The organism is Rhizobium sp. PAMB 3182 (assembly GCF_052908355.1).
On record NZ_CM128607.1, the window covers coordinates 963550 to 987038 of the forward strand.

The 23489-nt window shown below is 62.3% G+C and carries 31 protein-coding genes; 14 read left to right on the top strand and 17 right to left on the bottom strand.

Going from position 1 to position 23489, the window contains the following annotated elements; all coding sequences use genetic code 11:
* The first annotated feature begins 59 nt into the window (after positions 1-59).
* The 6 genes from ACU5AZ_RS04900 (at position 60) to ACU5AZ_RS04925 (ending at position 2671) form a co-directional block, all read left to right on the top strand.
* Positions 60-491 carry a hypothetical protein gene (locus tag ACU5AZ_RS04900; RefSeq protein ID WP_446824907.1) on the top strand — a complete coding sequence of 144 codons (432 nt, stop codon included), beginning with the start codon at positions 60-62 and terminating at the stop codon, positions 489-491.
* A 183-nt stretch (positions 492-674) separates the two neighbouring features.
* Positions 675-1349, top strand: coding sequence for a spermidine synthase (locus ACU5AZ_RS04905; protein ID WP_446824908.1), 675 nt, complete (start codon positions 675-677; stop codon positions 1347-1349).
* Positions 1350-1614: 265 nt separating this feature from the next.
* Positions 1615-1830: a hypothetical protein gene (locus ACU5AZ_RS04910; protein ID WP_446824909.1), complete on the top strand. Its 216-nt coding sequence runs from the start codon at positions 1615-1617 to the stop codon at positions 1828-1830.
* Positions 1831-1929: 99 nt separating this feature from the next.
* Positions 1930-2070 (top strand): hypothetical protein, encoded by a 141-nt coding sequence (locus ACU5AZ_RS04915; RefSeq protein WP_446824910.1) that lies wholly within the window; start codon positions 1930-1932, stop codon positions 2068-2070.
* A 135-nt stretch (positions 2071-2205) separates the two neighbouring features.
* Positions 2206-2388: a hypothetical protein gene (locus ACU5AZ_RS04920; protein ID WP_446824911.1), complete on the top strand. Its 183-nt coding sequence runs from the start codon at positions 2206-2208 to the stop codon at positions 2386-2388.
* 37 nt (positions 2389-2425) lie between these two features.
* A complete protein-coding gene (locus tag ACU5AZ_RS04925; RefSeq protein ID WP_446824912.1) occupies positions 2426-2671 on the top strand; it encodes a hypothetical protein in 246 nt (81 codons plus the stop codon).
* A 94-nt stretch (positions 2672-2765) separates the two neighbouring features.
* Here ACU5AZ_RS04925 and ACU5AZ_RS04930 read toward each other — a convergent pair whose 3' ends face one another.
* The 4 genes from ACU5AZ_RS04930 to ACU5AZ_RS04945 all read right to left on the bottom strand — a co-directional run bounded on the left by ACU5AZ_RS04930 (position 2766) and on the right by ACU5AZ_RS04945 (position 4861).
* Positions 2766-3266, bottom strand: a complete 501-nt coding sequence (locus tag ACU5AZ_RS04930; RefSeq protein ID WP_446824913.1) for an N-acetyltransferase family protein — start codon at positions 3264-3266, stop codon at positions 2766-2768.
* 43 nt (positions 3267-3309) lie between these two features.
* Positions 3310-3975, bottom strand: coding sequence for a PAQR family membrane homeostasis protein TrhA (gene trhA, locus ACU5AZ_RS04935; protein ID WP_446824914.1), 666 nt, complete (start codon positions 3973-3975; stop codon positions 3310-3312).
* 132 nt (positions 3976-4107) lie between these two features.
* The gene (locus tag ACU5AZ_RS04940; RefSeq protein WP_446824915.1) at positions 4108-4431 is read right to left on the bottom strand and encodes a TraR/DksA family transcriptional regulator; all 324 of its coding nucleotides are present in this window, start codon (positions 4429-4431) and stop codon (positions 4108-4110) included.
* 19 nt (positions 4432-4450) lie between these two features.
* Positions 4451-4861 carry a universal stress protein gene (locus tag ACU5AZ_RS04945; protein WP_446824916.1) on the bottom strand — a complete coding sequence of 137 codons (411 nt, stop codon included), beginning with the start codon at positions 4859-4861 and terminating at the stop codon, positions 4451-4453.
* A gap of 262 nt (positions 4862-5123) precedes the next feature.
* On the opposite strand from ACU5AZ_RS04945, the gene ACU5AZ_RS04950 reads away from it, so the two are divergent.
* From ACU5AZ_RS04950 to ACU5AZ_RS04960, 3 genes are all read left to right on the top strand, one after another.
* Positions 5124-6407, top strand: a complete 1284-nt coding sequence (locus ACU5AZ_RS04950) for an NAD(P)/FAD-dependent oxidoreductase (protein ID WP_446824917.1) — start codon at positions 5124-5126, stop codon at positions 6405-6407.
* A 102-nt stretch (positions 6408-6509) separates the two neighbouring features.
* Complete coding sequence (locus ACU5AZ_RS04955; protein WP_446824918.1) at positions 6510-6869, top strand: type II toxin-antitoxin system RelE/ParE family toxin; 360 nt, start codon at positions 6510-6512, stop codon at positions 6867-6869.
* The gene (locus ACU5AZ_RS04960; protein ID WP_446824919.1) at positions 6869-7213 is read left to right on the top strand and encodes a helix-turn-helix domain-containing protein; all 345 of its coding nucleotides are present in this window, start codon (positions 6869-6871) and stop codon (positions 7211-7213) included. Before ACU5AZ_RS04955 ends, ACU5AZ_RS04960 begins: the two co-directional genes overlap by 1 nt.
* Before the next feature lie 190 nt (positions 7214-7403).
* Here the strand turns inward: ACU5AZ_RS04960 and ACU5AZ_RS04965 are convergent, their stop codons facing one another.
* Positions 7404-7823, bottom strand: coding sequence for a DUF930 domain-containing protein (locus ACU5AZ_RS04965; RefSeq protein ID WP_446824920.1), 420 nt, complete (start codon positions 7821-7823; stop codon positions 7404-7406).
* Between the two features lie 253 nt (positions 7824-8076).
* On the opposite strand from ACU5AZ_RS04965, the gene ACU5AZ_RS04970 reads away from it, so the two are divergent.
* Both ACU5AZ_RS04970 and ACU5AZ_RS04975 read left to right on the top strand, forming a co-directional pair.
* A complete protein-coding gene (locus ACU5AZ_RS04970) occupies positions 8077-10170 on the top strand; it encodes a S9 family peptidase (RefSeq protein WP_446824921.1) in 2094 nt (697 codons plus the stop codon).
* Between the two features lie 263 nt (positions 10171-10433).
* Positions 10434-10934 (top strand): N-acetyltransferase family protein, encoded by a 501-nt coding sequence (locus tag ACU5AZ_RS04975; protein ID WP_446824922.1) that lies wholly within the window; start codon positions 10434-10436, stop codon positions 10932-10934.
* A 41-nt stretch (positions 10935-10975) separates the two neighbouring features.
* Here ACU5AZ_RS04975 and ACU5AZ_RS04980 read toward each other — a convergent pair whose 3' ends face one another.
* From ACU5AZ_RS04980 to ACU5AZ_RS05015, 8 genes are all read right to left on the bottom strand, one after another.
* Positions 10976-11209 carry a hypothetical protein gene (locus tag ACU5AZ_RS04980; RefSeq protein ID WP_446824923.1) on the bottom strand — a complete coding sequence of 78 codons (234 nt, stop codon included), beginning with the start codon at positions 11207-11209 and terminating at the stop codon, positions 10976-10978.
* A gap of 25 nt (positions 11210-11234) precedes the next feature.
* Positions 11235-11540, bottom strand: coding sequence for an addiction module antidote protein (locus ACU5AZ_RS04985; RefSeq protein WP_446824924.1), 306 nt, complete (start codon positions 11538-11540; stop codon positions 11235-11237).
* Positions 11533-11838 (bottom strand): type II toxin-antitoxin system RelE/ParE family toxin, encoded by a 306-nt coding sequence (locus ACU5AZ_RS04990; RefSeq protein WP_446824925.1) that lies wholly within the window; start codon positions 11836-11838, stop codon positions 11533-11535. The genes ACU5AZ_RS04985 and ACU5AZ_RS04990 overlap by 8 nt, the downstream gene beginning before the upstream one ends.
* A gap of 89 nt (positions 11839-11927) precedes the next feature.
* Positions 11928-12842, bottom strand: coding sequence for a c-type cytochrome (locus ACU5AZ_RS04995; protein WP_446824926.1), 915 nt, complete (start codon positions 12840-12842; stop codon positions 11928-11930).
* A gap of 101 nt (positions 12843-12943) precedes the next feature.
* Positions 12944-13390 (bottom strand): c-type cytochrome, encoded by a 447-nt coding sequence (locus ACU5AZ_RS05000; protein ID WP_446824927.1) that lies wholly within the window; start codon positions 13388-13390, stop codon positions 12944-12946.
* A gap of 183 nt (positions 13391-13573) precedes the next feature.
* Positions 13574-14173: a superoxide dismutase gene (locus tag ACU5AZ_RS05005; RefSeq protein ID WP_446824928.1), complete on the bottom strand. Its 600-nt coding sequence runs from the start codon at positions 14171-14173 to the stop codon at positions 13574-13576.
* Positions 14174-14301: 128 nt separating this feature from the next.
* A complete protein-coding gene (locus ACU5AZ_RS05010; protein ID WP_446824929.1) occupies positions 14302-15183 on the bottom strand; it encodes a branched-chain amino acid aminotransferase in 882 nt (293 codons plus the stop codon).
* A gap of 188 nt (positions 15184-15371) precedes the next feature.
* On the bottom strand, positions 15372-17501 hold the full coding sequence (locus ACU5AZ_RS05015) for an EAL domain-containing protein (RefSeq protein ID WP_446824930.1): 2130 nt from the start codon (positions 17499-17501) through the stop codon (positions 15372-15374).
* A 203-nt stretch (positions 17502-17704) separates the two neighbouring features.
* On the opposite strand from ACU5AZ_RS05015, the gene ACU5AZ_RS05020 reads away from it, so the two are divergent.
* Positions 17705-18358: a haloacid dehalogenase type II gene (locus ACU5AZ_RS05020; RefSeq protein WP_446824931.1), complete on the top strand. Its 654-nt coding sequence runs from the start codon at positions 17705-17707 to the stop codon at positions 18356-18358.
* Between the two features lie 21 nt (positions 18359-18379).
* Here the strand turns inward: ACU5AZ_RS05020 and prmB are convergent, their stop codons facing one another.
* Positions 18380-19300 carry a 50S ribosomal protein L3 N(5)-glutamine methyltransferase gene (gene prmB, locus ACU5AZ_RS05025; RefSeq protein ID WP_446824932.1) on the bottom strand — a complete coding sequence of 307 codons (921 nt, stop codon included), beginning with the start codon at positions 19298-19300 and terminating at the stop codon, positions 18380-18382.
* A 132-nt stretch (positions 19301-19432) separates the two neighbouring features.
* Here prmB and ACU5AZ_RS05030 point away from each other — a divergent pair, with 132 nt between their 5' ends.
* Positions 19433-20248 (top strand): pseudouridine synthase, encoded by an 816-nt coding sequence (locus ACU5AZ_RS05030; RefSeq protein WP_446824933.1) that lies wholly within the window; start codon positions 19433-19435, stop codon positions 20246-20248.
* A 149-nt stretch (positions 20249-20397) separates the two neighbouring features.
* Here the strand turns inward: ACU5AZ_RS05030 and ACU5AZ_RS05035 are convergent, their stop codons facing one another.
* Entirely contained in the window at positions 20398-21285 is an 888-nt protein-coding gene (locus ACU5AZ_RS05035; protein WP_446824934.1) for a hypothetical protein, read from the bottom strand.
* Positions 21286-21467: 182 nt separating this feature from the next.
* On the opposite strand from ACU5AZ_RS05035, the gene ACU5AZ_RS05040 reads away from it, so the two are divergent.
* Entirely contained in the window at positions 21468-21968 is a 501-nt protein-coding gene (locus ACU5AZ_RS05040; protein ID WP_446824935.1) for a hypothetical protein, read from the top strand.
* Between the two features lie 180 nt (positions 21969-22148).
* Here the strand turns inward: ACU5AZ_RS05040 and ACU5AZ_RS05045 are convergent, their stop codons facing one another.
* The gene (locus tag ACU5AZ_RS05045) at positions 22149-22940 is read right to left on the bottom strand and encodes a YkgJ family cysteine cluster protein (RefSeq protein ID WP_446824936.1); all 792 of its coding nucleotides are present in this window, start codon (positions 22938-22940) and stop codon (positions 22149-22151) included.
* On the bottom strand, positions 22907-23407 hold the full coding sequence (locus ACU5AZ_RS05050; protein ID WP_446824937.1) for a YchJ family protein: 501 nt from the start codon (positions 23405-23407) through the stop codon (positions 22907-22909). The genes ACU5AZ_RS05045 and ACU5AZ_RS05050 overlap by 34 nt, the downstream gene beginning before the upstream one ends.
* Between the last annotated feature and the right edge of the window lie 82 nt (positions 23408-23489).

Below are 23489 nucleotides of genomic sequence, written 5' to 3' on the forward strand. Positions count from 1 at the left end.
GGATCGCAACCACCACTCCGGAAGCCAGACAGGAAAAATTGCGGAACAAGGTGCCAATCATGACGCTGAACGAAATAGACCTTTGGAACACTCTGCCGCTTGGCCGCGTGCGGCGATGGCTTGAAAGAGCACTCCATGCCGACAGGCCGCGCAGGAGCCGCCGGCAGCTGCATGTGTGCTGTCACCGGCGCGACGGCGCGCTGTTCGTCAACGATGAATATGTCATACGCGGTGTGGCCGGCCGCCTGCTTCGCCACTTCCTCTGCGCCTATGCCGAGAACGGCACGACGGAGTTCTTCAACCGCGACGTCAGGCGCCAGCAATCGCTGTTGCTGCCCGCCGACAAGGACAATCTGGAAGCGCGCCTGATCCTTCTCGAAAGGAGGCTGGCCCAAAAGCAACTGCCGGTTCGCGTTGCCCGCCGGAACCGTGGCTGCATCAGCCTGACGGTCGACGAATCGTCCCGGCTGAGGATAACCGACGTTGCCTGACGCCACCAAAGAACTGGACGAATGCGTTTGGCTCTGTCACAAGCCGCGTCGGGACGCGACCGCCGTTAAATTTAGAACGGGGTCGGGCTGCTGATTGACGTCAGGCGGCTGCCGCGAGACCACGCCGGCCGTCCTTTTTGCGCCCTCGCCGGGCGTACCCGTTTTTCAATGCGAGGTTCGGCCATGCTGCCCTGGATTCAGCTCGATCAGGCGAAGATACCCGGTGACGGCGGCGAATTGCGCTTAAAGCAGCGCGGCCGCGAATTCTCGATCATGCTCGGCGCCAACGAGCTGATGAACAGCCGGCTGAGCGGCTCGGAAGAGGCGCTGGCGACGCTTTCCTGGGAGAAGATCAAGGGCCGGCCGAAGGCGAAGATCCTGATCGGCGGGCTCGGCATGGGTTTCACGCTGCGCGCGGCGCTGGCCGTCCTCCCCGATGACGCCGAGGTGACCGTTGCCGAGCTGGTGCCGGCCGTCGTCGCCTGGGCCCGAGGGCCGATGGCGGAGGTGTTTGACGGCTGCCTCGACGATCCGCGCGTCAGCATCCACGAAGGCGACGTCGGCGAACTGATCCGCCGCTCCGCCGACGGTTTCGATGCCATCCTGCTCGACGTCGACAATGGGCCCGACGGGCTGACGCGGACGTCGAACGACCGGCTCTACGATCACGGCGGACTGAATGCAGCGCGCGCGGCCCTGAGGCCCGGCGGCGTGCTGGCGGTCTGGTCGTCGGGACCGGACGCGGCCTTTACCCGCCGTCTGCAGCAGGGCGGCTTTTCGGCCTCCGCCGTCAATGTCCGCGCCAACGCCAAGCGCGGCGGGGCGCGGCATGTCATCTGGCTTGCCATCAGGCCATAAGCGTCCGCTTTTATGGGCCGACGCGCCGATGGCAGACCGGTCAGGGCTTGTTAAGACCATAATTTAAGTGCATGATCTGTCATCGGCGGCACTTGAAACGGGCGCCTCCGACTGAGGGGTCACGACCTTCGCCCCAAATACAGGAGGACAGCATGTCTTCCGTCTCTCAGCATTTCCATGACATCCTTTATGCCCGTACCACGGGCATGCTTGTCGCGTTTCTGAGCATCGCCGCCATTGTCTACATGTCGGCAGGAGGCCTGTTATGGTAAAGACCCGTCTGTTTTCCGGCCGCACCGGCGGCGCTGCGTTCCAGCATGCCGGCCTGCGCCGGGCCGTCCATTGCGCCGCCGATCCGATCGCGGAAGCGAGCAAGGACATCGCCCGCAAGATCACCGCCGTCCTGACCATTCGGGGCGTCACGATCTACCACAGGGATTATCCGGTCGCGCCCAAGGCGCTGCCGACCATTACCCCCTGACATCGCCCGAGCGGACGGCACGCGCCTTCCGCCGGCATCAGAAGATTTCACCGGGCAAGCCGCCCGGACCAACGCGGCTCTACGTCAAAGGAGAAGACCATGGCAAAGGGCCAAGTTCGCAGCAATCGCGAAGTGCGCAAGCCGAAGAAGGACAAGGCGGTCAAGGCCGCCGCGCCGCAGCAGGGATCGCAGGTCAAAGCTGCGACCAGCAACATGACGCGTTCGATGGGAAAATCGTAACGCAAGGGCCGCATTTGCGGCCAGATCAACCGATTGCCCGAACCGATTATCGGGGCGTCGCGCCGGCCAATGGCCATGCGCGGGGGCTTTGCCCGGACCGGGCAATCGTTCACAAGAATTCACAAGGACAGATACATGACACAGTACACACCGCGACGGGCGGCCGAGGAGCTTTTCCTTCCACCCGTCGCCGACAAGGGCTCCAACACTGAAAAGCTGCAGGCCCTTCGCCAGCGCCAGGTGCTCAGGAAACGCGAACTGCGCGTGACCGAACGGCAGCTGCGCCTGAATGCAAGACCGAAGGCCGGCACGGCCTGATCTCCACCCCTACCAAGAACTATACAGGACCCATAACGTGGCTGAATTCAACTACATGACCGCTGCCGGACTTTACGCCGGCAAAAAGATGCGTGGCAGCAGCGGCCTGCGCTATCGCCGTTTCGACACGGCTGCCGAAGCCGTGCGCTTCGCCATCGAAGAGATGCCCGGCTCGCAGTTGCGCGGCTCAGTGCTGGAAGTCAACGAAACACGCTTCGTCGACCGGCAGATCCGGATGCTCTACGACGCGCCGTCCTTTCCGCTGGAACGCCGCGAATCGTAACGCCTGGCCCCAGCGGCCGCGCCCACATCGCCGCCGCGCCTCTCAGGCGCAGTGCGGCGGTCCAAGGCCCTGAAGCCTTGCGGCGACCAAAGCGCTAAAGAACCTTTTCCATGCAGTAGAGATCGAGCCAGCGGCCGAATTTCTGGCCGACTTCGGTAAACCGCCCGACGCCGCGGAAGCCCAGCTTCTCGTGCAGGCAGATGGAGGCACGATTTTCCGCCTCGATCGCGGCGATCATCACATGCTTGCCCTGTGCCGTGGCGCGATTGATCAGCGCCACCATCAGCGCCTGGCCGATGCCGCCGCCGCGGGCGTCCTTGTCGACATAGACCGAATGCTCGACCGTGTGGCGGTAGCCGTCGAAGGCGCGCCAGTCGCCATAGGAAGCGTATCCGACCACCCTGCCCCCGCGCTCGGCCGCCAGGACGGGATAACCCTGCTTCAGGCGGGCGTCGAACCATGCTTTGCGGTTGTCGAGGTCGACGATCACCTCGTTCCAGATCGCGGTGGTGTGCTCGACGGCGTGATTGTAGATGTCGCGAATGGCGGCAAGATCCGCCTCGACGGCGTCTCGAATGGTCAAAGGGTCGCTCAAGGCGGTCGCTCCGGGAATCAGATGGGCTCGGGGCCGGACAGGATCACACTATCGGCTGCACCGAAAGACAGGCAACCACGGCCGAGTAATGCACCGCCGCCGCCGTGACCACGAAGCCGTGCCAGATGGCATTCTGGAAGCGCAGCTTTTCCCAGACGTGGAAAATCACGCCGAGCGAATAGATGATGCCGCCGATGACGATCAAGAGCAGCGAGGCGAAGGGGATGTGGTTGGCGATCGGTCCCGCGACCATGACGCCGGCCCAGCCCATGCCGAGATAGAGCGCGATCGCGAGGCGATCGAAGCGGCCGGGAAAGGCGCATTTGAGCACGATGCCGCCGATGGCGAAGATCCACATGCCGATCAGCACGGAGAAGATGTAGGGGTCGCTGGCACCGCGCTGCAGGAACGGCGTGTAGGTGGCGGCGATCAGGATGAAGATCGAGGAATGGTCGAAGCGGCGCAGGATCCACTTGGTGCGAGAAACCGGCCAGATATTGTAGGTGAACGAGACGGAGAGTGTCAGCACCAGGCCGATGCCGTAGATCCAAGCTGCGGCGAGATCGCTGCCGCTGGCCCAGACCGTGGCGTAGAAAATCAGCGCCGTGGCACCCACCAGCGCCAGCACAATGCCGACGCCGTGGACGATGGCGTCCGCAATGATCTCCATCTTGTCATAAGGCCAAGGAATACCCTTGAATTCGGCCATGCACAGTCCTCGCGATGTCCCGTTGAAGGTGACATCGCGGCCTGACACATGCAAGGGCGCTCCGATCAAAAAAAGAGACGGCCTGCGCGACATTGTGAAGCCGTCCCGCTGGCGGGACGGCCGATGCTTGCCTCAGAGCGCCGCTGCGCAGGTCTTGCAGAACGGCGTATAGGGAACCGCCTCAAGGCGCTCGGGCGAAATCGGATCGCCGCATTTCACGCAGGTTCCGAAGGTGCCGGCGGAGATGCGCGACAGCGCCGCGTCGATCGCCTTCAGCTCCGCCTGACCCGTGCTGCCGAATTCCTCCAGCACCTCGTCGTTCTCGCTCTCGGTCGCTCGTTCCTCGCTGTCGGCGGGGCGCTGCTTGCCGAGATCGATGTCGATCTTCTGCAGGCGCGCGTTGATTTCCTCGCGGCGCGCTCGCAGGATCGGTTCGTACTTGTCACTGATGGTCATCGGATTTCGATTCCTCCCGTTAGCGGTCGACCAGAACCGAGCATTTGGAATGCCGGACAACGCGGTCGGCCGTCGCGCCGATCAGATAGTTGGACAGATCGGGCTTGTGCGATGCGACTATGATAAGATCGGCATTGTGTTCATTTGCAAGCGCTATGATTTCGCGCGCGGCCGGTCCCCGGCGGATGAAGGTCCGGGCATTGACGCCGGTCTTCTGTTTCAGGCCCGTCAGACGGTCCATCGCCTCCTTGCCGGCCTTCTCGATGAGGTCAGTCGGCAGGTCGATCGCCAGATAGCCGGGCACCTCCTCTACCACATTGACCAGAATGATCTCGCCGCCGTCGTCAAGCAGTGTCGAGGCCTTCGTGAGGATGCGCTCTCCCTTGTCGAGGGCTCCGACGTCGACCGGAACGATGATTGTCTTGTACATGGCTCACCTCCCTGAATTGGGCTGCTGTTTAAGATATAGGCAAAGCTTTGCCCTTCGCCATGGTCGCCGCATTGATCAAGATCAAGAACAGCGGCCCCGCCTGGTCCCATGATGATCCCGAAAGCCGTCACTGCGGGCCGCTAATACAACGGTCAACGGATCAGGCGGGCAGGCTTGTTGTATTCATAAATATGATTATTTATATGTATTGAGGAGCGCCGGATGACCCGGCGTCGTGTGGCTATTCGCGGAGGAGACAGAAATGGCGCATGTCGTAGTGTTGGGAGCCGGTCTGGGCGGCACGATCATGGCTTACGAGCTGAGGGACGTGCTGGGCAAGACGCATCAAATTACCGTGGTCAACAAGGGATCGACCTATTCCTTCGTGCCATCGAACCCCTGGGTGGCGGTCGGCTGGCGCGATCGGCAATCGGTGGAGGTCGATTTGGTGCCGGCCTTTGCCAAGCGGGAGATCACCCTTCGTCCGGAAGGCGCCAAGCGACTGCATCCAGACGAAAACCGCATCGAGCTGAATGACGGCTCGTCGCTTTCCTACGACTATCTGGTGATCGCCACCGGCCCGGAACTTGCCTTCGACGAGATCCCCGGCCTCGGTCCCGACGGGCACACGCAATCCATCTGCCAGGTCGATCATGCGCTCGGCGCGAAGGACGCGTTCGACGCGCTGGTGAAGAAGCCCGGACCGGTGATCATCGGCGCGGTGCAAGGCGCGTCCTGCTTCGGGCCGGCCTACGAGTTTGCCTTCATCCTGGAAAAGGCACTGCGCGACGCCAAGGTGCGCGACCGCGTGCCGATGACCTTCGTGACGTCGGAGCCCTATATCGGCCATCTCGGCCTCGACGGTGTCGGCGACACCAAGGGGCTTCTGGAAAGCGCCCTGCGCAACCGGCACATCAAGTGGATCACCAATGCCAAGGTGCAGAAGGTGGAGGCCGGCGTGATGACCGTGGAGGAACTCAACGACGACGGCAGCCAGAAGGCCGTGCACGAACTGCCGCACGAATTCTCGATGATGCTGCCGGCCTTTCGCGGCGTCGAGGCGGTGCGCGGCATCGAGGGGCTCACCAATCCGCGCGGCTTCATCCTTGCCGACAAGCACCAGCAGAACCCGACCTTCAAGAATGTCTTCTCGATCGGCGTCTGCGTGGCCATCCCGCCGACCGGCAAGACGGCGGTTCCCGTCGGCGTGCCGAAGACCGGCTTCATGATCGAATCCATGGTGACAGCGACGGCGAAGAACATCGCCCGGCTGGTCGCCGGCGAGGAGCCGAATGCGCAAGGGACGTGGAACGCCGTCTGCCTCGCCGATTTCGGCGACGGGGGCATCGCCTTCGTGGCACAACCGCAAATCCCGCCGCGCAACGTCAACTGGTCGTCGCAGGGCAAATGGGTGCACGCCGCCAAGATCGGGTTCGAGAAATACTTCCTCTACAAGATCCGCCTCGGCAAGGCCGAACCGTTCTACGAACGCCTGGCGCTGCAGGCGCTCGGCATCGACAAGCTGAAGGCGGTCACCTTCGACTGACGCGACCGGGGTCGGCACGGCATTGCCGCCGGCCCTCGCCTACCCAAATTGACGCGCAAATATGCACTTGAAATCATATGCACTAAGGTGCATATTTTCGGAATGATCTGGCGTGTCGATTTTCACGACGAATTCGAGGACGAGTTTGCCGGCTGGCCCGATGACACGAAGATCGAGTTGGCGGCTATGGTCGGCTTGCTCAAGGAATTCGGTCCGCAGCTTGGCCGCCCGCACGCAGATACGCTCAAAGGGTCAAAACACGCCAACATGAAGGAACTGCGTTTCAAGGCAAATGATGGCGTGTGGCGAGTTGCTTTTGCGTTCGATCCTGACCGCAACGCCATTCTGCTGGTTGGCGGAGATAAATCAGGAACAAGCGAGAAGCGCTTCTACAAACAATTGCTGCAGAAGGCTGACAAGCGTTTCCAGGATCACCTGAATGAAATGAAAGGAAGTTCGTGATGTCCCGCCCTGCCGATGACGTTTTCAGGAGACACCTCAGCGCCGCTCAGCTTGAAAAGGCGAAAGCACGCACAGAACAGCTAATTGGCGAATACAAGACGCTGCAGGAGTTGCGCAAAGCGCGCGAGATGACGCAAGCCCGGCTGGCCGACATTTTAGGCGTTACCCAGGATAACGTTTCGCGCATCGAAAAGCGGTCCGACATATTGCTCTCGACGCTCCGCAGCTATGTGGAAGCCATGGGGGGAGAACTCGATCTGGTGGTTAAATTCCCGGATCGAGCGCCTGTACATATTCAGTCGCTAGGTGAGCTTGCCTGGTCAAATGATGACTCATCGCGATAAGGCAACGGCCATGTGGGCGTAGCAACAGTCTATCTCACTCCCGACACCTGCTACACTTCGGGATGGGATGAAACCGAACGCCTAGCCACAATGTCTTATCGAGCCCGTGGCAAGGAATTTGCCTTACCCGAGGCTTAAAAGCAGAGCCCTCGTCTGACCAAGAAGACCCCACACTTAGCCCTGCCCGCCGTCAATCGTAGAGATAGTGCGAATCCCACTGGTCGCGGGGCACTTCGGAGCCGATCTTGTAGTCGAACTTCTCGACAGTGAGCCGCTTCGCCCCCGTCTCACAGGTGTAGCTCAGCCGGTACCAGTGTTCGTGCGAGCGGAAGACGGCGCCCTTGGCCTTGATGGTGGTGCCGTTGACCTGCGTCGGACCGAAGGCATAGGCGATCACCTTGTCGGGGTCGAACTTGCCGTTGTCCTTGTCGATGCGGTTCATCGCCTCGATGTCGCAGCGCTGCTCGAGTTCCTCCTCGGGCGCCAGCCGGTTCAGCTGCTTTTCCACCTGCACGGTGGGCGTGGAGCCGGCATGGGCCGCCGAAAGCTGCCCGCAAAGAAGGGCTGGGACTGCCGCCGCCCAGGCAAGATATCCGGAAAATCTGCGCATTGATCACATCCCCGTGGGCCGGCATCGGTGGCCGGCTCTGCTTTTGCCGTTTCTTGTCGTCGTCTATAGGCCGCTGATTTCAACGCCGCCACGTCAAAATTTCAAGGCCCGCAGGAGGTGGGCGCGCAATCCGGCAAAAATTTGTCAACCCTGGGACAATGCAGGCTTTCCCACCGCCGTTTCCCGCTTGATGCCGGACAGCATTGGGCCTATCTCTCGTACCGCTCAAAACGCTATGCGAAAGACCCCATAAGTGACGATTTTCAAGAATTTGCCCGACGCTCCGCGCGCCCAGAAGCGTCCGACCGAAGACATTCGCCACGGGATCGCCCGGACCGACAACTATGCATGGCTGAGAGCCGACAACTGGCAGGCGATGTTCAAGGATCCCTCGATCCTCGATGACGACATCCGCCGCCACCTGGAGGCCGAGAACGCCTACATGAAGGCGGCGATGGCCGATACGGAAGCGCTGCAGAAGGTGCTGTTTGCCGAGATGCGCGGCCGGATCAAGGAAGATGATTCGTCCGTCCCCGTGCCGGACGGCCCCTATGCCTACGGCACCTTCTTCGTTACCGGCGGCGAGCAGCCCCGCTATTTCCGCGTTCCGCGCGACGGCGGCGAGCGCGACGTGCTGCTGGACGGTGACAAGGAAGCCGAGGGCAAGGCCTATTTCAAGCTCGCCGGCCTCGACCATTCGTCCGACCATGCGCTCGGCATCTGGGGCTATGACGACAAGGGCTCGGAATATTTCACGCTGAAGGTGCGCGATCTTTCGACCGGCGAGGACCTAGCCGACGTGATCGACAACTCCGGCGGCGGCGGTGCCTGGGCGCCGGACGGCAAGAGCTTCTTCTACACCGAACTCGACGACAACCATCGCCCCTCGAAGATCTTCCACCACATCCTCGGCACGCCGCAGTCCGAGGACCGGCTGGTCTACGAGGAGACCGATCCCGGCTTCTTCATGGGCGTCGGCGGCTCGCTGCTCGACGATTTCATCTTCATCGACATCCACGACCACGAGACGAGCGAATACCGCCTGCTGTCGACCTCGAACCTGACGGCCGAGCCGCAGCTGGTGGCCAGGCGCGAGACCGGCATCGAATACTCGATGTGCGAGGGCGGCGACGTCTTCTACATCCTGACGAATGCCGACGGCGCCAAGGACTTCAAGATCATGGAAGCCCCGGTGACGGCGCCGGGCCGCGACAACTGGCGCGAGGTCGTCGCCCACAAGCCGGGCCGACTGATCCTCTCGCATGCGGCCTATGCCCGCCATCTCGTCTGGCTGGAGCGCAATAACGGCCTGCCGCAGATCATCATCCGCGACCGCAAGAGCGGCGAGGAGCACGCGATCGCCTTTGCCGAGGAAGCCTATTCGCTCGGCCTGCAGGGTGCGGCCGAATACGACACCGACGTCATCCGTTTTTCCTACTCGTCGATGACGACGCCGGGCCAGCTTTACGACTACAACATGGTGACGCGCGAGCGCACGCTGCTGAAGACGCAGGAAGTGCCGTCGGGCCACAGCCCGGACGACTATGTGACGCGCCGGGTGATGGCCCCCGCCGAAGACGGCGAACTGGTGCCGGTCAGCCTGCTCTATCGCAAGGACACGCCGATCGACGGCTCCGCGCCGTGCCTGCTCTACGGCTACGGCTCCTACGGCATTTCCATCCCCGCCTCGTTCAACACCAATTGCCTGTCGCTTGCCGACCGCGGCTTCGTCTACGCCATCGCCCATATCCGCGGCGGCAAGGACAAGGGCTTCGCCTGGTACGAGAACGGCAAGATGCTGAACAAGCTGAACACGTTCCGCGACTTCATCGCCGCCGCCGACCATCTGGTGGCGGAAGGCTTTACCCATTACGGCAAGATCATCGCCCAAGGCGGCTCGGCCGGCGGCATGCTGATGGGCGCTGTCGCCAACATGGCACCGGAGAAATTCGGCGGCTTCGTCGCCGCCGTGCCGTTCGTCGACGTGCTGAACACCATGCTCGATGACACGCTGCCGCTGACCCCGCCGGAATGGCCGGAATGGGGCAATCCGATCACATCGCGCGAAGCCTACGACTACATCATCTCCTATTCGCCCTACGACAACGTCGCGGGCCTGCCCTACCCGCCGATCCTGGCGCTGGCCGGCCTCACCGATCCGCGGGTGACCTATTGGGAACCGGCGAAATGGGTGGCGCTCCTGCGCGAGAAGACCACCGGCGACGCGCCGATCCTTCTGAAGACGAACATGGGCGCTGGGCATGGCGGCGCGTCCGGCCGCTTCCAGCGGCTGGAAGAAATCGCGCTCGAATATGCCTTCGCGATCAAGGCGGCGGGCAAGCTCTAGGGCCTGCCCGTGATAACGATATTGGAGACGGCGCCGCCGATCGTCCGACGGGAAACGGCGCCGACAAAATTCCGATTGACAAGGCCGGAGTTTTGGAAGAAACAGACGTCCATGATCAAGACCGTGACCCACGCTCAGAAGTATTTTTGGCTGTACCTCTAAGGTGCGGCCCGCTTGATCTCATTCAAACAAGGCCGCCGGTTCAGGGCGGCTTTTGTTTCTAGACGAACTCCAAGCACCCTGACGGCAAAGAAACCAGAAGGATGCTTGAAATGCCTGAAGATACCGAAATCAGCCTGGATCGTCCGCCGGTGGTCAATATCCGCCTGGCGAAGCTGCGCGACCTGCCGTCGCTTGCCGAGATGATCGCCGCACTCGCCGCCCATCACGGCGACGTCGCGGCGATGACCACCGAACAGCTGGAACGCGACCTCTTCTCCGCCACGCCCTGGATCACCGCCCTCGTCGCCGACGCCGGCAGCGAAGGCCTGATCGGCTACGCCATCCTCGTGCCGCTCTACAGGGCGCAGGAAGGCAAGCGCGGCATGGAACTGCATCACCTCTTCGTGCGCGACGGCCACCGCGGCCACGGCATCGGCGAGCACCTGGTCGCAAACGCCCGCGCCCATGCGAAAGCCGCCGGCTGCGACTACCTCTCGGTTTCCGCCGCCACCGGCAACATCAGCGCCCACCGCTTCTACCAGCATCTCGATTTCGTGCCGCGCCCGGTCACCGGCATGCGCTACCATCAGGCGCTGGCCTGAATCAGGGATGAGGGGCCAGGCCTCCCCTCAAGCATCCTTCGCTACCCGGAGGAATGCGGCGGTTTCTTCGCCCATTCCTCCAGCGTCGCGCGAATGAAGGCGAGCCCCGCCCGCCGCGCCTCGGCCTTCTGGCTTTCGTCCGTAACAGCTTCCAAGCGCTTCTCGAGCGCGGCCAGCGTATCAGTCACCCAGGCCGCCATCGGATCCCGACGCCCTGAAAATTTCGCCTGAAGCCGCAGGATGGCAGCCTCCGCCTCGTCGGATGCAGCGCTCATGCCGTGTTCACTTCGTCATAACAGCTCACGCCGGTTCCGATCGCCGTTCCAGCGGCTTGGCGGTCAACTCGATGCCGAGCGCCTTCATCACCGCCAAGGTTGTCTTCAGCGTTGGATTGCCGTTCTCGCTGAAGGAGCGGTAGAGCTGTTCGCGAGACAATCCTGTTTCATTGGCGATCTGCGTCATGCCCTTCGCACGGGCGACGACGCCGAGCGCGTGGGCGATATAGCCAGCGTCTTCCGATGCGAAGGCCTCCGCCATGAAGCCGGCAATCGCCTCGCCCGACGTCAGGCCTTCGGCGGGATCAAAGGGGGTCAGTTTTTCAGCCATGTTCTTCACTCCATTCCTTCGCCAGACGCTTTGCCGTCCGGATATCCCTGCCCTGCGTGCTCTTGTCGCCGCCACAAAGCAGGATGACGAGCGTGTTGCCGTGCTTCTGGAAATATACCCGGTAGCCGGGACCATAGTGGATCCGCAATTCGGATACGCCGTCGCCGACCGGCTCGACATCGCCGGCATGACCGTAAGCCAGGCGGTCAAGCCGGGCGAAGATCGCGCCTCGGGCGCGCTCGTCCTTCAGCTTCGTCCACCATTTCCGGAAGGTTTCCGTTTGCTTCAGCTCGACCATGAGCAAATGTAGTTTTAAAACTACAAAACTTCAAGGTCATTTGACGATATTGGACAGCAATCCGCATGAACTCTCCAAACTCGCCAACCTCACATCGCCGGAATGGCCTTCAGGTAGGCGGCGATCGCTTCGCGGTCGGAGGCAGGGAGCTTCGCCATGTTCTGCTGGACCTCGAGCATCGATCCGCCAACCGAATCGAAATCCGGAGTGAAGCCGGAGGTCAGGTATTCGACGATGTCCGACTCGCTCCAGGAGCCGATGTCCTTCGAACCCGGGGTGATGTTCGGGATCATGCCCTCGCCATCCGGGTTCTTGGCGCCGGCCAGCCATTCGCCGGGCTTGAAGCCGCCGAGCGCATCGCGCGGTGTGTGGCATTCGCCGCAATGGCCCGGCCCTTCAACGATGTACTGGCCGCGCTTGACCTGATCGGACGGGTTGTCGAGCGCCACGCGGGGCTGATGGCTGACATAGAGGAATTTCCAGCCGCCGACGGCAAGCCGGATGTTGAAGGGGAACGGCAGATCGTGCGGCGGCGGACGGTTGTCGCTTGGCGGCAGGGTCTGCATGTAGGCCCAGAGGTCGTTGACGTCCTTGTCGCTCATACGGGCGTAGGAGCCGTAGGGAAAGGACGGGTAGAGATGCTCGCCGCCCGGCCCGACGCCACGCTTGATGGCGTTGCCGAAGTCGGCGAGCGTCCATTTGCCGATGCCGGCATCCGGATCGGGCGAGATGTTGGGCGCATGGAAGGTGCCGAAATCGCTCTTGATGGCGAGACCGCCCGCCAAGACCAGCTTCGCGTCGTCCTTGGCGCCCGGCGCGGCATGACAGGAGGCGCAACCGCCTTCCCAGAAGACCAGTTCGCCGTTGGCCGGATCGGCGGGGCCGAGACCCTGCCAATGGCTGTCAGGCAGCGGATCGGGCGCCGTCACGTAGAGGAATGCGCTGGCGCCGACCATGCCGAGCCCTACCAGCGACACCAGAACTTTCGTCAGCCGACCCGCCATCATATCTCCTGTCGTCTTCCTGGTCCGCCGCCCTTGTCAGGAACGGCGGACAGCAAGGGCCGGCATTTTGACCGGACCCTTCCGAGTTCGAATGAGGCCGCTCAGTTCTTCAGGCGGTATTTCTGGTGGCAAGCGCCGCAATCAGCGCCGAGCGTCTTGACCGCGGCACCGACGGCGGCCTGATCTGCCGGCAGTTCGGCCAGCAGCGTGTCGGCATCGGTGGCGAGCTTCATCGACAGCGCCTTGAAGTCATCCATGTTGGCCCAGATCGCCGGCGAGGCTTCGGTCTTGAAGCCGGTTTCCGTGCCCTCCGGGAAATAGTCCGGGAATTTCTTGGAGTCTTCGGAGAGCGAGGTGAGAGAGGCCTTCACCTTCTCCGCGTCGTAGGGCTTTTCACCCTTGGCAATCGCCACGAGCGCACCGATGGCCGCGCCGTTCTTCTTCATCATTTCCTGGCGCAGCACCTGCGGCTCGTCGGCAGCAACGGCGATCACGGCGGTCGCGCCGGCCAACAGACCGGCGGCAAGACAGATCTTCGCAAACTTCATCAGGCTCTCTCCATGGTTTTCGGTCGGCGTGAGGCCGACCTGTTTATCCAGCCATCGGCATCATTGCCGAATTTGCATGACCGAATGAAGTCACAAAGATTTGAAGGACATGTGATGGCCGGGCATGAAAAAAGCCCCGGCCTAGACCGGGGCTTTCAACATCGTGCGATGCGTCGCTTAAAATCAGGCGGCGGCTTCGTACATTTCCAGGACGTAGTCCCAGTTGATCAGGCTGTCGACGAAGGCTTCCAGGTACTTCGGACGCAGGTTGCGGTAGTCGATGTAGTAGGAGTGTTCCCAGACGTCGACGCCGAGGATCGGGGACGCGCCGTGAACCAGCGGGTTTTCGCCGTTCGGGGTCTTCATGATCTGGAGCTTGCCATCCTTGACGGCAACCCAGGCCCAGCCAGAACCGAACTGGCCGACGCCGGCGGCGATGAAGTCCGCCTTGAACTTGTCGAAGCCGCCGAGATCGGAGGCGAAGGCGGATTCCAGCTTGCCCGGCAGCTTGTTGCCGCCGCCACCCTTCTTCATCCACTTCCAGAAATGGACGTGGTTGTAGTGCTGAGCGGCATTGTTAAAGAGCGGCTGGTTGTTGCCGTAGGACTTCTTGACGACTTCCTCGACGGACAGGCCACCCATGCCGGCTTCTTCGGCCAGCTTGTTGCCGGTCGTGACATAGGCGTTGTGGTGCTTGTCGTGGTGGAATTCGAGCGTTTCGCGCGACATGAAGGGGGCGAGCGCGTCGTAGTCATACGGGAGGGGCGGAAGTTCAAAGGCCATAGCGGTCTCTCCTTAATCTTGTTGATTGCAGCCAAGATGCAAACCCGAGCGGAACATAGTGCGGTTGCATCGCAATTGGAACCATTTGGCGACAGGATTTTCGTCGGTGACGACGCTTTTCTCCGCGCTCAGGCATCTACAGAGGAATGCGCCCACTCCATATAAAGTTCCAATGCCTTGCGGGTGACCGGACCTTCCTGGTAGTCGCGGCCATCGAGTCGGCTGACGGGCATCACCTTGGAATAGTTGCCGGTCATGAACACTTCGTCGGCAGCGAGGAAATCCTGAACCGAGAGCGTCGTTTCCATGACGTCGAAGCCGGACTGGCGCAGAAGCGCGATGACGCGAGCGCGGGTGATGCCGGCGAGGAAGGTGCGGTTGGCGGCAGGCGTGAAGACGACGCCGTCGCGGACCATGAAGATGTTGGAGGATGCGGTTTCGGCGACATTGCCGTTCATGTCGAGCGCCAGCGCATTGTCGAAGCCGCGCGACTTCGCCTCCATGATCATGCGACCGTTGTTGGGGTAGAGGCAGCCGGCCTTGGCGTCGGTCATGGCGCATTCCGGCGTCGGACGGCGGAAGGGCGAGACGGTCAGCGTCACCGGTTTGGCGGTGTTCATCGGCGCCTCGAACAGGCAGAGCGCGAATCGCGTCGAGCGCCCGTCCGGGGCGACGACATTGCCAGGAAGGCCATGCTCCGCCCAGTACATCGGCTTGATGTAGACGGCGACGTCGCCGGAAAACCGCTTCAGCCCTTCCCAGGCGAGCGCCTCGATCTCCTCTGCCGTCAGTGTCGGCTTCATGCCCATGGCGGTGGCCGAACGGTTGATGCGCTGGCAGTGCAGGTCGAGATCCGGGGCGATCCCGTCGAACCAGCGGGCGCCGTCGAACACGGTCGAGCCCAGCCATGCGGCATGCGAAACGGGGCCGATCAGCGGCGGATTGCCGGCAAGCCACTCGCCATCCACATAGGTCCAGGTTGTCGTTTTGGCGGACGTATCGACTGCCATCGGCTGCCTCCTTCATTTTCAAAGGCTGGACTGAAGGACAGTCGGCGGCGGCGGTCAAGCGGAAAAGCCTGCCGATTTTCATGGGAGCGGCGCGGCCGTCCGGAGGCGTTGCCGAATGCGCACGCCGCCGCGGGCGACGCTGATGAGTGCATCAAGCCCGCTGATGGCGGAGCAGACGGAGGGGGAATTCAGGCGGTGCCGAGGGTTGTGCCGGGGTGTTCGAAATCGATGTTAGGACCGGCGATCTCGGACTGCCGCATGAAGTTGGCGAGCAGCGAGGACGGAACCTCGCCTTCCGGCATCGGTTGCGCGAAGTAATAGCCCTGGAACTGGTTGCAGCCGACCGAGCGGAAGAACTCGGCCTGCTTCTCGCTTTCGATGCCCTCGACCGTCACACGCAGGCCGAGCGTGCGACAGAGTGCTGCGATGGTCTCGATGATCGGCGCAACCTGGGCGGTGTTCTCCGACCAGCCGAGGACGAAGGAGCGATCGATCTTGACCTTGTCGAACGGCAGGTTCCACAGATAGCTGAGGCTCGAATAGCCGGTGCCGAAGTCGTCCATGGCGAGCGAAACGCCGAGGTCGTGCAAGGCCATGATCTCGGCGACCGTTTCTTCCGACCGCTCCAGGAACACGCTCTCGGTGATCTCGAGCTCGAAGCGCGACGGCGCCAGTCCGGATTGGTCCAGCGCCTCGCGGACGATCTCGCTGATCGCCATCTGGCCCTTGCGGCCGCCGGTGGAGAACTGCATCGGCGACAGATTGACGGCAACGAACAGATCGTCGGGCAGGTTGGCCGCAAAGAAGCAGGCCTTGCGGACGACCCAGGCGCCGATTTCGCGGATCAGCCCGTTTTCCTCGGCGAGGTGAACGAACTGCGACGGCGGCACGAGGCCCCCTTCCCCGTCCATCAGACGCAGAAGTGCCTCGAAGCCTTCGATGTTGCCGGACTGCGCATTGTGTACCGGCTGGAAATGCAGCTCGAAGCCGTCCTGGCTGATGGCGCGCTCGATCATGCCCTTGAGATCGCGACGGCGCTTGAGCTGCGCGAGCATCTGCGGCTGGAACAGCCGGTAGCAATTGCCGCCGCCGGATTTTGCATCCCTAAGAGCGATGTCGGCGCGCTGCAGCAAACCGTCGCGGGCCATCTCTCCGCCATGGCTGAGGGCGACGCCGACGCTGACGGAAACCGTGACCTGTTCGCGTCCGGCCGTGATCGGCGTGGCAAACGCCTCGACGACGCCGGCGGCGAAAGCCTGCGCGCGTTCCAGCGCTGCGGCTCCGGGCTGGACGATGATGAATTCGTCTCCGTCGCCGCGGCCGACCAGGGCATCCTTGCCGGCAATCGCCTTCAACCGGTCGGCAACCGCGCGAATGAGCAGATCGCCGGAGGGCCGTCCGTAGGATCCGTTGAGCTCTCCGGTCCGGTCGATGCCGATGAAATGCAGCGCCGAGAGGCCGCCGGCCTTGTCCTTCGCCATCTCCTGCATCAGATCGAGTACACTCTGGCGCTTCAGGAGACCGGTGAGCGGATCGTGATGCACCAGCAGCTCCATGTGCTTGCGCACCTCGGCGTTTTCGATCAGCCGCCGATGGAAGAAGAAGGCGATGGTCATGATCACCAGGATGCTGGCGAGCGCCGCGAGACCGACGATCTGCAGGATGACCTTCGCCTTGTTCTCGGCAGCGGCGAGGCTCGGCTCGATCATGCGCGAGACTTCCAGAATGCCGCGTACATCGCCGAGCTTCCAGCCGGTCTTCGGCGAGTTCGACTGGGTGTTGTGGCATGCCACGCAGGCTTCGGCCGTCAGGCGGTCGGCAATCGCGGTCCGGACGTAGCGCTTTCCGTCGACCGTCTCCTCGCGGATCACCGGCACATCGGGATTCGTCTGGAAACTGTCCCAGGCCATCTTCTCGAAATCGTCGAGCGTGCGCCCTGCCCGGTTCGGCCAGGGATACGGGCTGGTCATGGAGACCTCGACCCCGCCGCCGGACAGGAGCGCGGAGACGTCCAGGACGAAGGTCGCCGGCAACGGAATGCCGTGCGGATCGGTTGCGTGGTCGACTTTCGGGGTCAGGAAGGGTTTTGCCTTGGCGACGACGGCCGACGAATAGAAGTTGCGTACCGTTGCGATATTGTGCGCCATGGATACGCCGCTGGCGGCGGTCATCTCCCGCGCTCCGGCCATCATGGCGCCCGGAAGATAGAGCGCGAGGGCCATGAAGCCGGCAATGATGGCAAGGCAGACGGTACCGGTCACGGCCCAGATGAAAGCGATGCGCGGGCGCTGGCTGTCGCCGATCCCAAACCTCGACAAGAATTGAAACATCATCAGACGGCCGGTTTCCCAAGAGTATTCCTACATAGTGATATCGCTATTTTTCTAAGTTAAAGTTAAGCGAACGACTTGCCCGCGCCGGTTTCAAATCGTATTGATCTGGCATCAAATTCGCGTAAATTCCCGAAAAAGTTGCATTATAGTCGATACCGCCCCGCGCTTCACTTCCATGGAATGATCTCATGACTTTCGCCGCTTATGTATTCGATGCCTATGGCACCCTGTTCGACGTGCATGCGGCGGCGCGCAAGCATGCGGACCGGGCCGGTCCCGACTACCGGATGTTTTCGGAAATTTGGCGCGCCAAGCAGCTGGAATATTCCTGGGTCAGGGCGCTGATGGGCCGTTACCAGGACTTCTGGTCGCTGACCGAACAGGCGCTCGACTATGCGCTGGCGCGCGTCGAGACCGTGGACAAGGGCTTGAGGCAGGACCTGCTCGACGCCTACTGGAAGCTCGACTGCTATCCGGAAGTGCCGAAGGTGCTGAAGCAGCTGAAGGCGCAGGGAACGAAGGTGGCTATCCTCTCGAACGGTTCACCGGCGATGCTGCAGGCGGCGGTGGAGAATTCCAAGCTCGACACCGTCATCGACGACATCTTCTCCGTCGATCTCTTGAAGACCTACAAGACCGCGCCGCCGGTCTATGAACTGGTGACGACCAATTACCGGCTCTATCCGGACGCTGTCTCGTTCCAGTCATCGAACCGCTGGGACGTGGCGGGCGCCACCACCTTCGGTTTTCGCACGGTCTGGATCAACCGGCTGAAGATGCCGGACGAATATGGCGACTGCACACCGTCGATGATCCTGCCGACGCTCGACGGGCTGGCCTGACGAGACCCGCCCCGGCCGCGATCAGGCGACGCCGAGCGCTTCGGCCGAAATCCAGAACACCGCGTCCTGCGATTCCGCCGTCTCGATCCACTGGAATTCGAGATGCGGGAACTCCTCCTCGAGGATTTCACGGCCCGAGCCGATCTCGCAGATCATGCCGCCGCCCGGATTGAGATGGGCGGGCGCATCGGCCAGAATTTTCCGCACCAGATCAAGGCCGTCCGCGCCGCCGTCATGGGCCATCTGCGGCTCGGCGCGGAACTCCGGCGGATAGCCGTCCAGCGCATCGTGATCGACATAGGGCGGGTTGGTGATGATCAGGTCGTAGGTGCGGCCTTCGAGCGGTGCGAAGAGATCGCCCTGGTGCAGCTCGACCTGGTCCTCGACCTCGTGCTCGGCGAGGTTAAGCTTCGCGACCTCCAGCGCATCGGCGGAGAGATCGACGGCATCGACGGAAGCCATGGGGAAGAATTTCGCGGCGATAACCGCCAGGCAGCCGGAGCCTGTGCAGATGTCGACGGCGCTTTCCACCGACATCGGATCCGGCAGGACGGCGGAGCCCTGGCCGTTCAGATATTCGTTGAACAGGATTTCGCCGATATGCGAGCGCGGCACGATGACCCGCTCGTCGACGAGGAAGCGCACGCCCTGGATATAGGAGCGGCCGGTGAGATAGGCGGACGGCTTGCGGGTCGTCACGCGCGCCTCGATGCGTTCGGCCAGCAACCGGCGCTCGGCGGGCAGCAGGCGGGCGTCGAGGAAGGGATCGAGCGCGTCGATCGGCAGGTCGAGACTGTCGAGGAGCAGGAAGGCGGCGTCGTCGCCGGCGGTCGTCGTGCCGTGGCCGTAGCTCAGGTCCGCGGCGTTGAAGCGGGAAATCGCATAGCGCCAGTAATCGCGCAGCGTCGCCAGTTCGCGGATCGTCTCGTCAAGGTTCGGCATGCTCGTCTCTTCCAATGTTCGCGCAGCTGTCCTATTGCCCGTCGGAGGACAGGCAGACAGGATGCGGGTAGCCAGACTTCGCTCTAGAATGACGAGGGGTGGCCGGTCAACCGATCCGAAGGGTCAAGGACAGTGGCGAAGGGCAGCAACAACTTCAAAGGCCGTTCAAGACCGCCGGTACCGGGCGGGAAAACGCGGCCTGCGGGCAGGAAGGCGGCAGCGACGCCGGACGGCAAGCGCGTGACGCTGCCGCGGGCGCTCTCCAAGCTCGGCTTCTGCTCGCGCACGCAGGCCGAGGCGCTGATTGCCGAGGGCCGCGTGACGATCGGCGGCAAGGTTGCGACCGATCCGGCGACCTGGGTCGATCTTTCGGCCGCGAAGATCGCCGTCGACGGCAGGACAGTCGCCGCCGAAACGCCGGTCTACCTGATGCTGAACAAGCCGCGCGGACTGGTGACCACCCGCCACGACCCCGAGGGCCGGCCGACCGTGTTCGACTGCCTGAAGGATCACCTGACCTCGCACCTGTCGCCGGTCGGGCGGCTGGACAAGGCGAGCGAGGGCCTGCTGCTGTTTACCAACGACACGACGTTTGCCAACGCGCTCCTCGACCCGCAGACGCATGTGCCGAAGACCTATCACGTGCAGATCGACCGCATACCCGATGAAGCCGTGCTCGACGCGCTGCGAGCCGGCGTGGAGCATGACGGCGAAACGATGCGCGCCACGCGGGCGACAAAGCTGCGCGAAGGCGACAAGACCTCCTGGCTGGAAATCACCCTCGACGAAGGCAAGAACCGCCAGATCCGCCGCATGCTGGAAGCGCTCGACATAGAGGTCCTGCGCCTCGTGCGCGTATCGATCGGGGGCCTGCCGCTTGGGGAGTTGGAGAAGGGTGCGGTCAGGGCGCTGACGGAGGATGAGGTGAAGGGGTTGCGGGGAGGTTGATTTCGTCAGTTGGGGTTGCGGGGTGTTGGGATGGAGCGAAAAAACGGGGGGCGGGGTTTCGCGTCCATTTCGGACGTTCAGACTCGCGTCGTTTGAACCCGATACCGTCCGCTCGCAGATCTAGCCCGAAAATGGCGCGCCGCCGATGATCATTGCCCGTCACCGCAGAACAGTCGTTCTTCTAGGTCAGCTTGCGTCGGCACGACCCCCTCGTCGATCATCCGAACGAGGGCGTTTCGTAAGATTATGAAGCTTTGTATTAACGCGGCGACCTCCGCATCTTGAGCCGAATGTGCGGCCTTCGAGCGTGCGTTGTAGAGGTCCGCAACTGTCTTAAACAATTCGCGTCGCTTGGCCCCGACCGGCTCAAGGTAAGCCGCGATATGAGCTGATACACGAAAGCGAAGCTCGGCCCGTGACGGAGCGAATAGTTCTTCGAGCGCCCCCCACGCTGTTAGCAACGCCGAGGCCGGTCGGTCCCTGACTGTACAGGCGTCGGCCGCACGAAGTGCCATGTTTAGTGGCGAGCATGTCCGCAATAGTTCTGCCGTCCGGGGCCACACAGATTTCACCCACAACAGGTCCTCAATCTTGAGGCACGACGTCTTCTCGTCTGTCGCGTGAAGGATGCGCGGTTCAATTTCGAACGGCTGGAGCAGCGGATCCCGTTTAGAGGAAACTGCCGCATCGAACGACACATCAGAAATTACTGGGACCATCAGATAAGTATATTTCGCCAGTCTCAGCAGCGCGGCTATCAACCACACTGTGTCCTCAGCTCTGAGTTCCCCTGGTAGCTTCTGGCCGATGGGAACCGCTAGCTCGACCTCAATATCGTAACTGAACCCACCTCGCGCTGCGCGCCAAGGAGCAGGATGATGTTTCCCCTCCGTCGTTCTCCCGAACGCCATCATGTTCGCAGCAAAGAGATGAGCATAGGTTGGCCTCAGGATGATGCCGTTTCCCATATCGAACGGCTCGCCTGCATAGGTGACGTTGGACATGCCCGCATAGAGTATTGATGGGGTTTCGATCATCCCGTAACCATACTGCGAAGAATGATGAAAACGAAATAGACCGAATATAAAGGGCGCCTCCACAATAATCTGGGGTGAAGTGGATAGTCCGCTCGCGGCCACGAACTAGACCATTAAGTGATAGGCTCGTAGAGCCCGCTGACGCCATGGAAAACCATTGGGCAACGAATGAAAGTGACGTCATGACGAAGCCACCTGCCATACCAACTTTCTCAGAACTCTACGAGCGAGCAGTGAGCGATCGCCCATGGCTGGGAGCATTCCTTTCGGGTCATCTCGCAGTTGAGTTCATGCTGCGCAAATTGATCAGCCGATATGACGCTAAGCTAACTACGCTTGCTGACGAATTGCGTCACAAGCAGTTGATTGATCTCAACGGTCAGATCGGCACGATCAGCCCCGAACAAAAAGAGGTTCTCAATGCCATCAACCAAATGCGCAACAAGCTCGCGCATCAGTTTACTTTCAGCCCTTCAATCGGCGAGATGATGGCGCTATGGGGGCAAGCAGCGGAGGCCTTCACAGATATGACAGACGGTATTTCGCAAGGTTTAGAAGAGATGGGCAGCGAAGGTAATCTCGATAGTATAGATTCCTGGGTTATCTCAGAGCTGTTCGTGCAGATCTGCTACGATCTGCACGCCGAATACACCGATCGTGGTGGAGACGAAGAAACATTTTGAGACACGCCTACCGTCTGACCACGCTCAAGCAATTCGACAGGCGAATGGCCGCCACTCACGATTGGTAGATGAAGCCGCCATTCCTCTTACGGTCCCATAGGTGCCGTTGCACACGTGTAAAGGTGAGCGTCCGCTTAGCTGCACCCACCCGCCCACAAGACAATCTTCCGTATTGCCCCCTCACCGCCGGTACCTCCCCAACTCCGCCATCGCCTCCCGATAGTAACGGTGGTGTTCCGCCGCCTTCGGATCGGTGGCCGTCTTCTCCGCCCAGACCTCCAGAACCGGGAGCTGGCGGGCGGAAAAATCGAGGAGGTCGAGGCGGTTGTCGTAGCGCAGGTAGGAGACGAAGCTGACGATGACGCGGCCGGGGACGGGGGATTGGGCGGCTTTGAGGACGCGGGCGTGGTGGGCGGGGGCGTGTTTGAGAAGCAGGTCCGCATAACGGCGCAGCGCCGGCGCCTGGTCGACAAGGGCGTCGCGTTCGGCGTCGAAATCGGTGCGATCGAGGATCTGGCGGTCGCGGTAGACGACGGGGGCTTCCTCGCCGGTCTCGCAGAGCCAGCCGGGGCGCGGGGTGAGCATGTCGGCCTGATGCGCCTCGTCCCTGTAGGGATAGAAGGGCATGGTGCGGCAGCGCAGCGGCTTGGTCGTGTGGATGGAACAGAGACCTTCGGGATCAAGCTCGGGACAGGGCAGATGCGGCGGCACGAATGAGACGGGCGTCACCAGGATCGGCATGGTCTTCTTGCGGCTGATGTCGATCGTCGCGGCGATCTCGCCCACCTTCTGATAACCGGGGGCCGTCGTCTTGACCGGCGTGATGCTGATTGCCAGCGGAAAGCGGCCTGCGCCCGAAAGCGCCTCGGCCACCGTCAGCGGCAAGAGGCCATAACAACAGAGGCCGCAGGCGGTGCAGCGGAACCGCTGTTCGCTCATCAGCCGGCGGACGCCGCGCCCGAGCCGCAGCACTTCTTGTATTTCTTGCCCGAGCCGCAGGGGCACGGATCGTTGCGGCCGACATGGGCGACGCGGACGGGCTCGGATTTCGGATTGATCTCGCTGTCGTGGAAGCGCCATTCGCCGTCGACACGCAAAAAGGTGGCGCGCTCGACCTGGGTGAAAGGGCGGCCATTGGCGCGGAAGCTGAAGGCGAAGCGGACGGTGCCGGTCTCGTCGCCCTCGCCGCCGGCCTCGGTATCGCGGATCTCCAGCCCCAGCCATTCGGTGCCCGGCAGCGCGCTTTCCATGTCGACGCGGTTGAACGAGGCGGCAGCGTGGTCGGTGATGGTGCGCTCGATATAGTCGAGGTCGCCGCGGGTGAAGGCCGTGTAGCGCGAGCGCATCAGCGCCTCGGCCGTCGGCGCGGGCTGGCCGGCAAGATAGGGGCCGCAGCAGTCTTCGAATGTACGACCGGAGCCGCAGGGACAGGACGTCATGGAAGGTTCCTCCGTATCGATTCCTCCTTCCGGTCTTACCACCCGCCCCCGGCAGCCTCCAGTGCCGGTGGGCGATATCCCC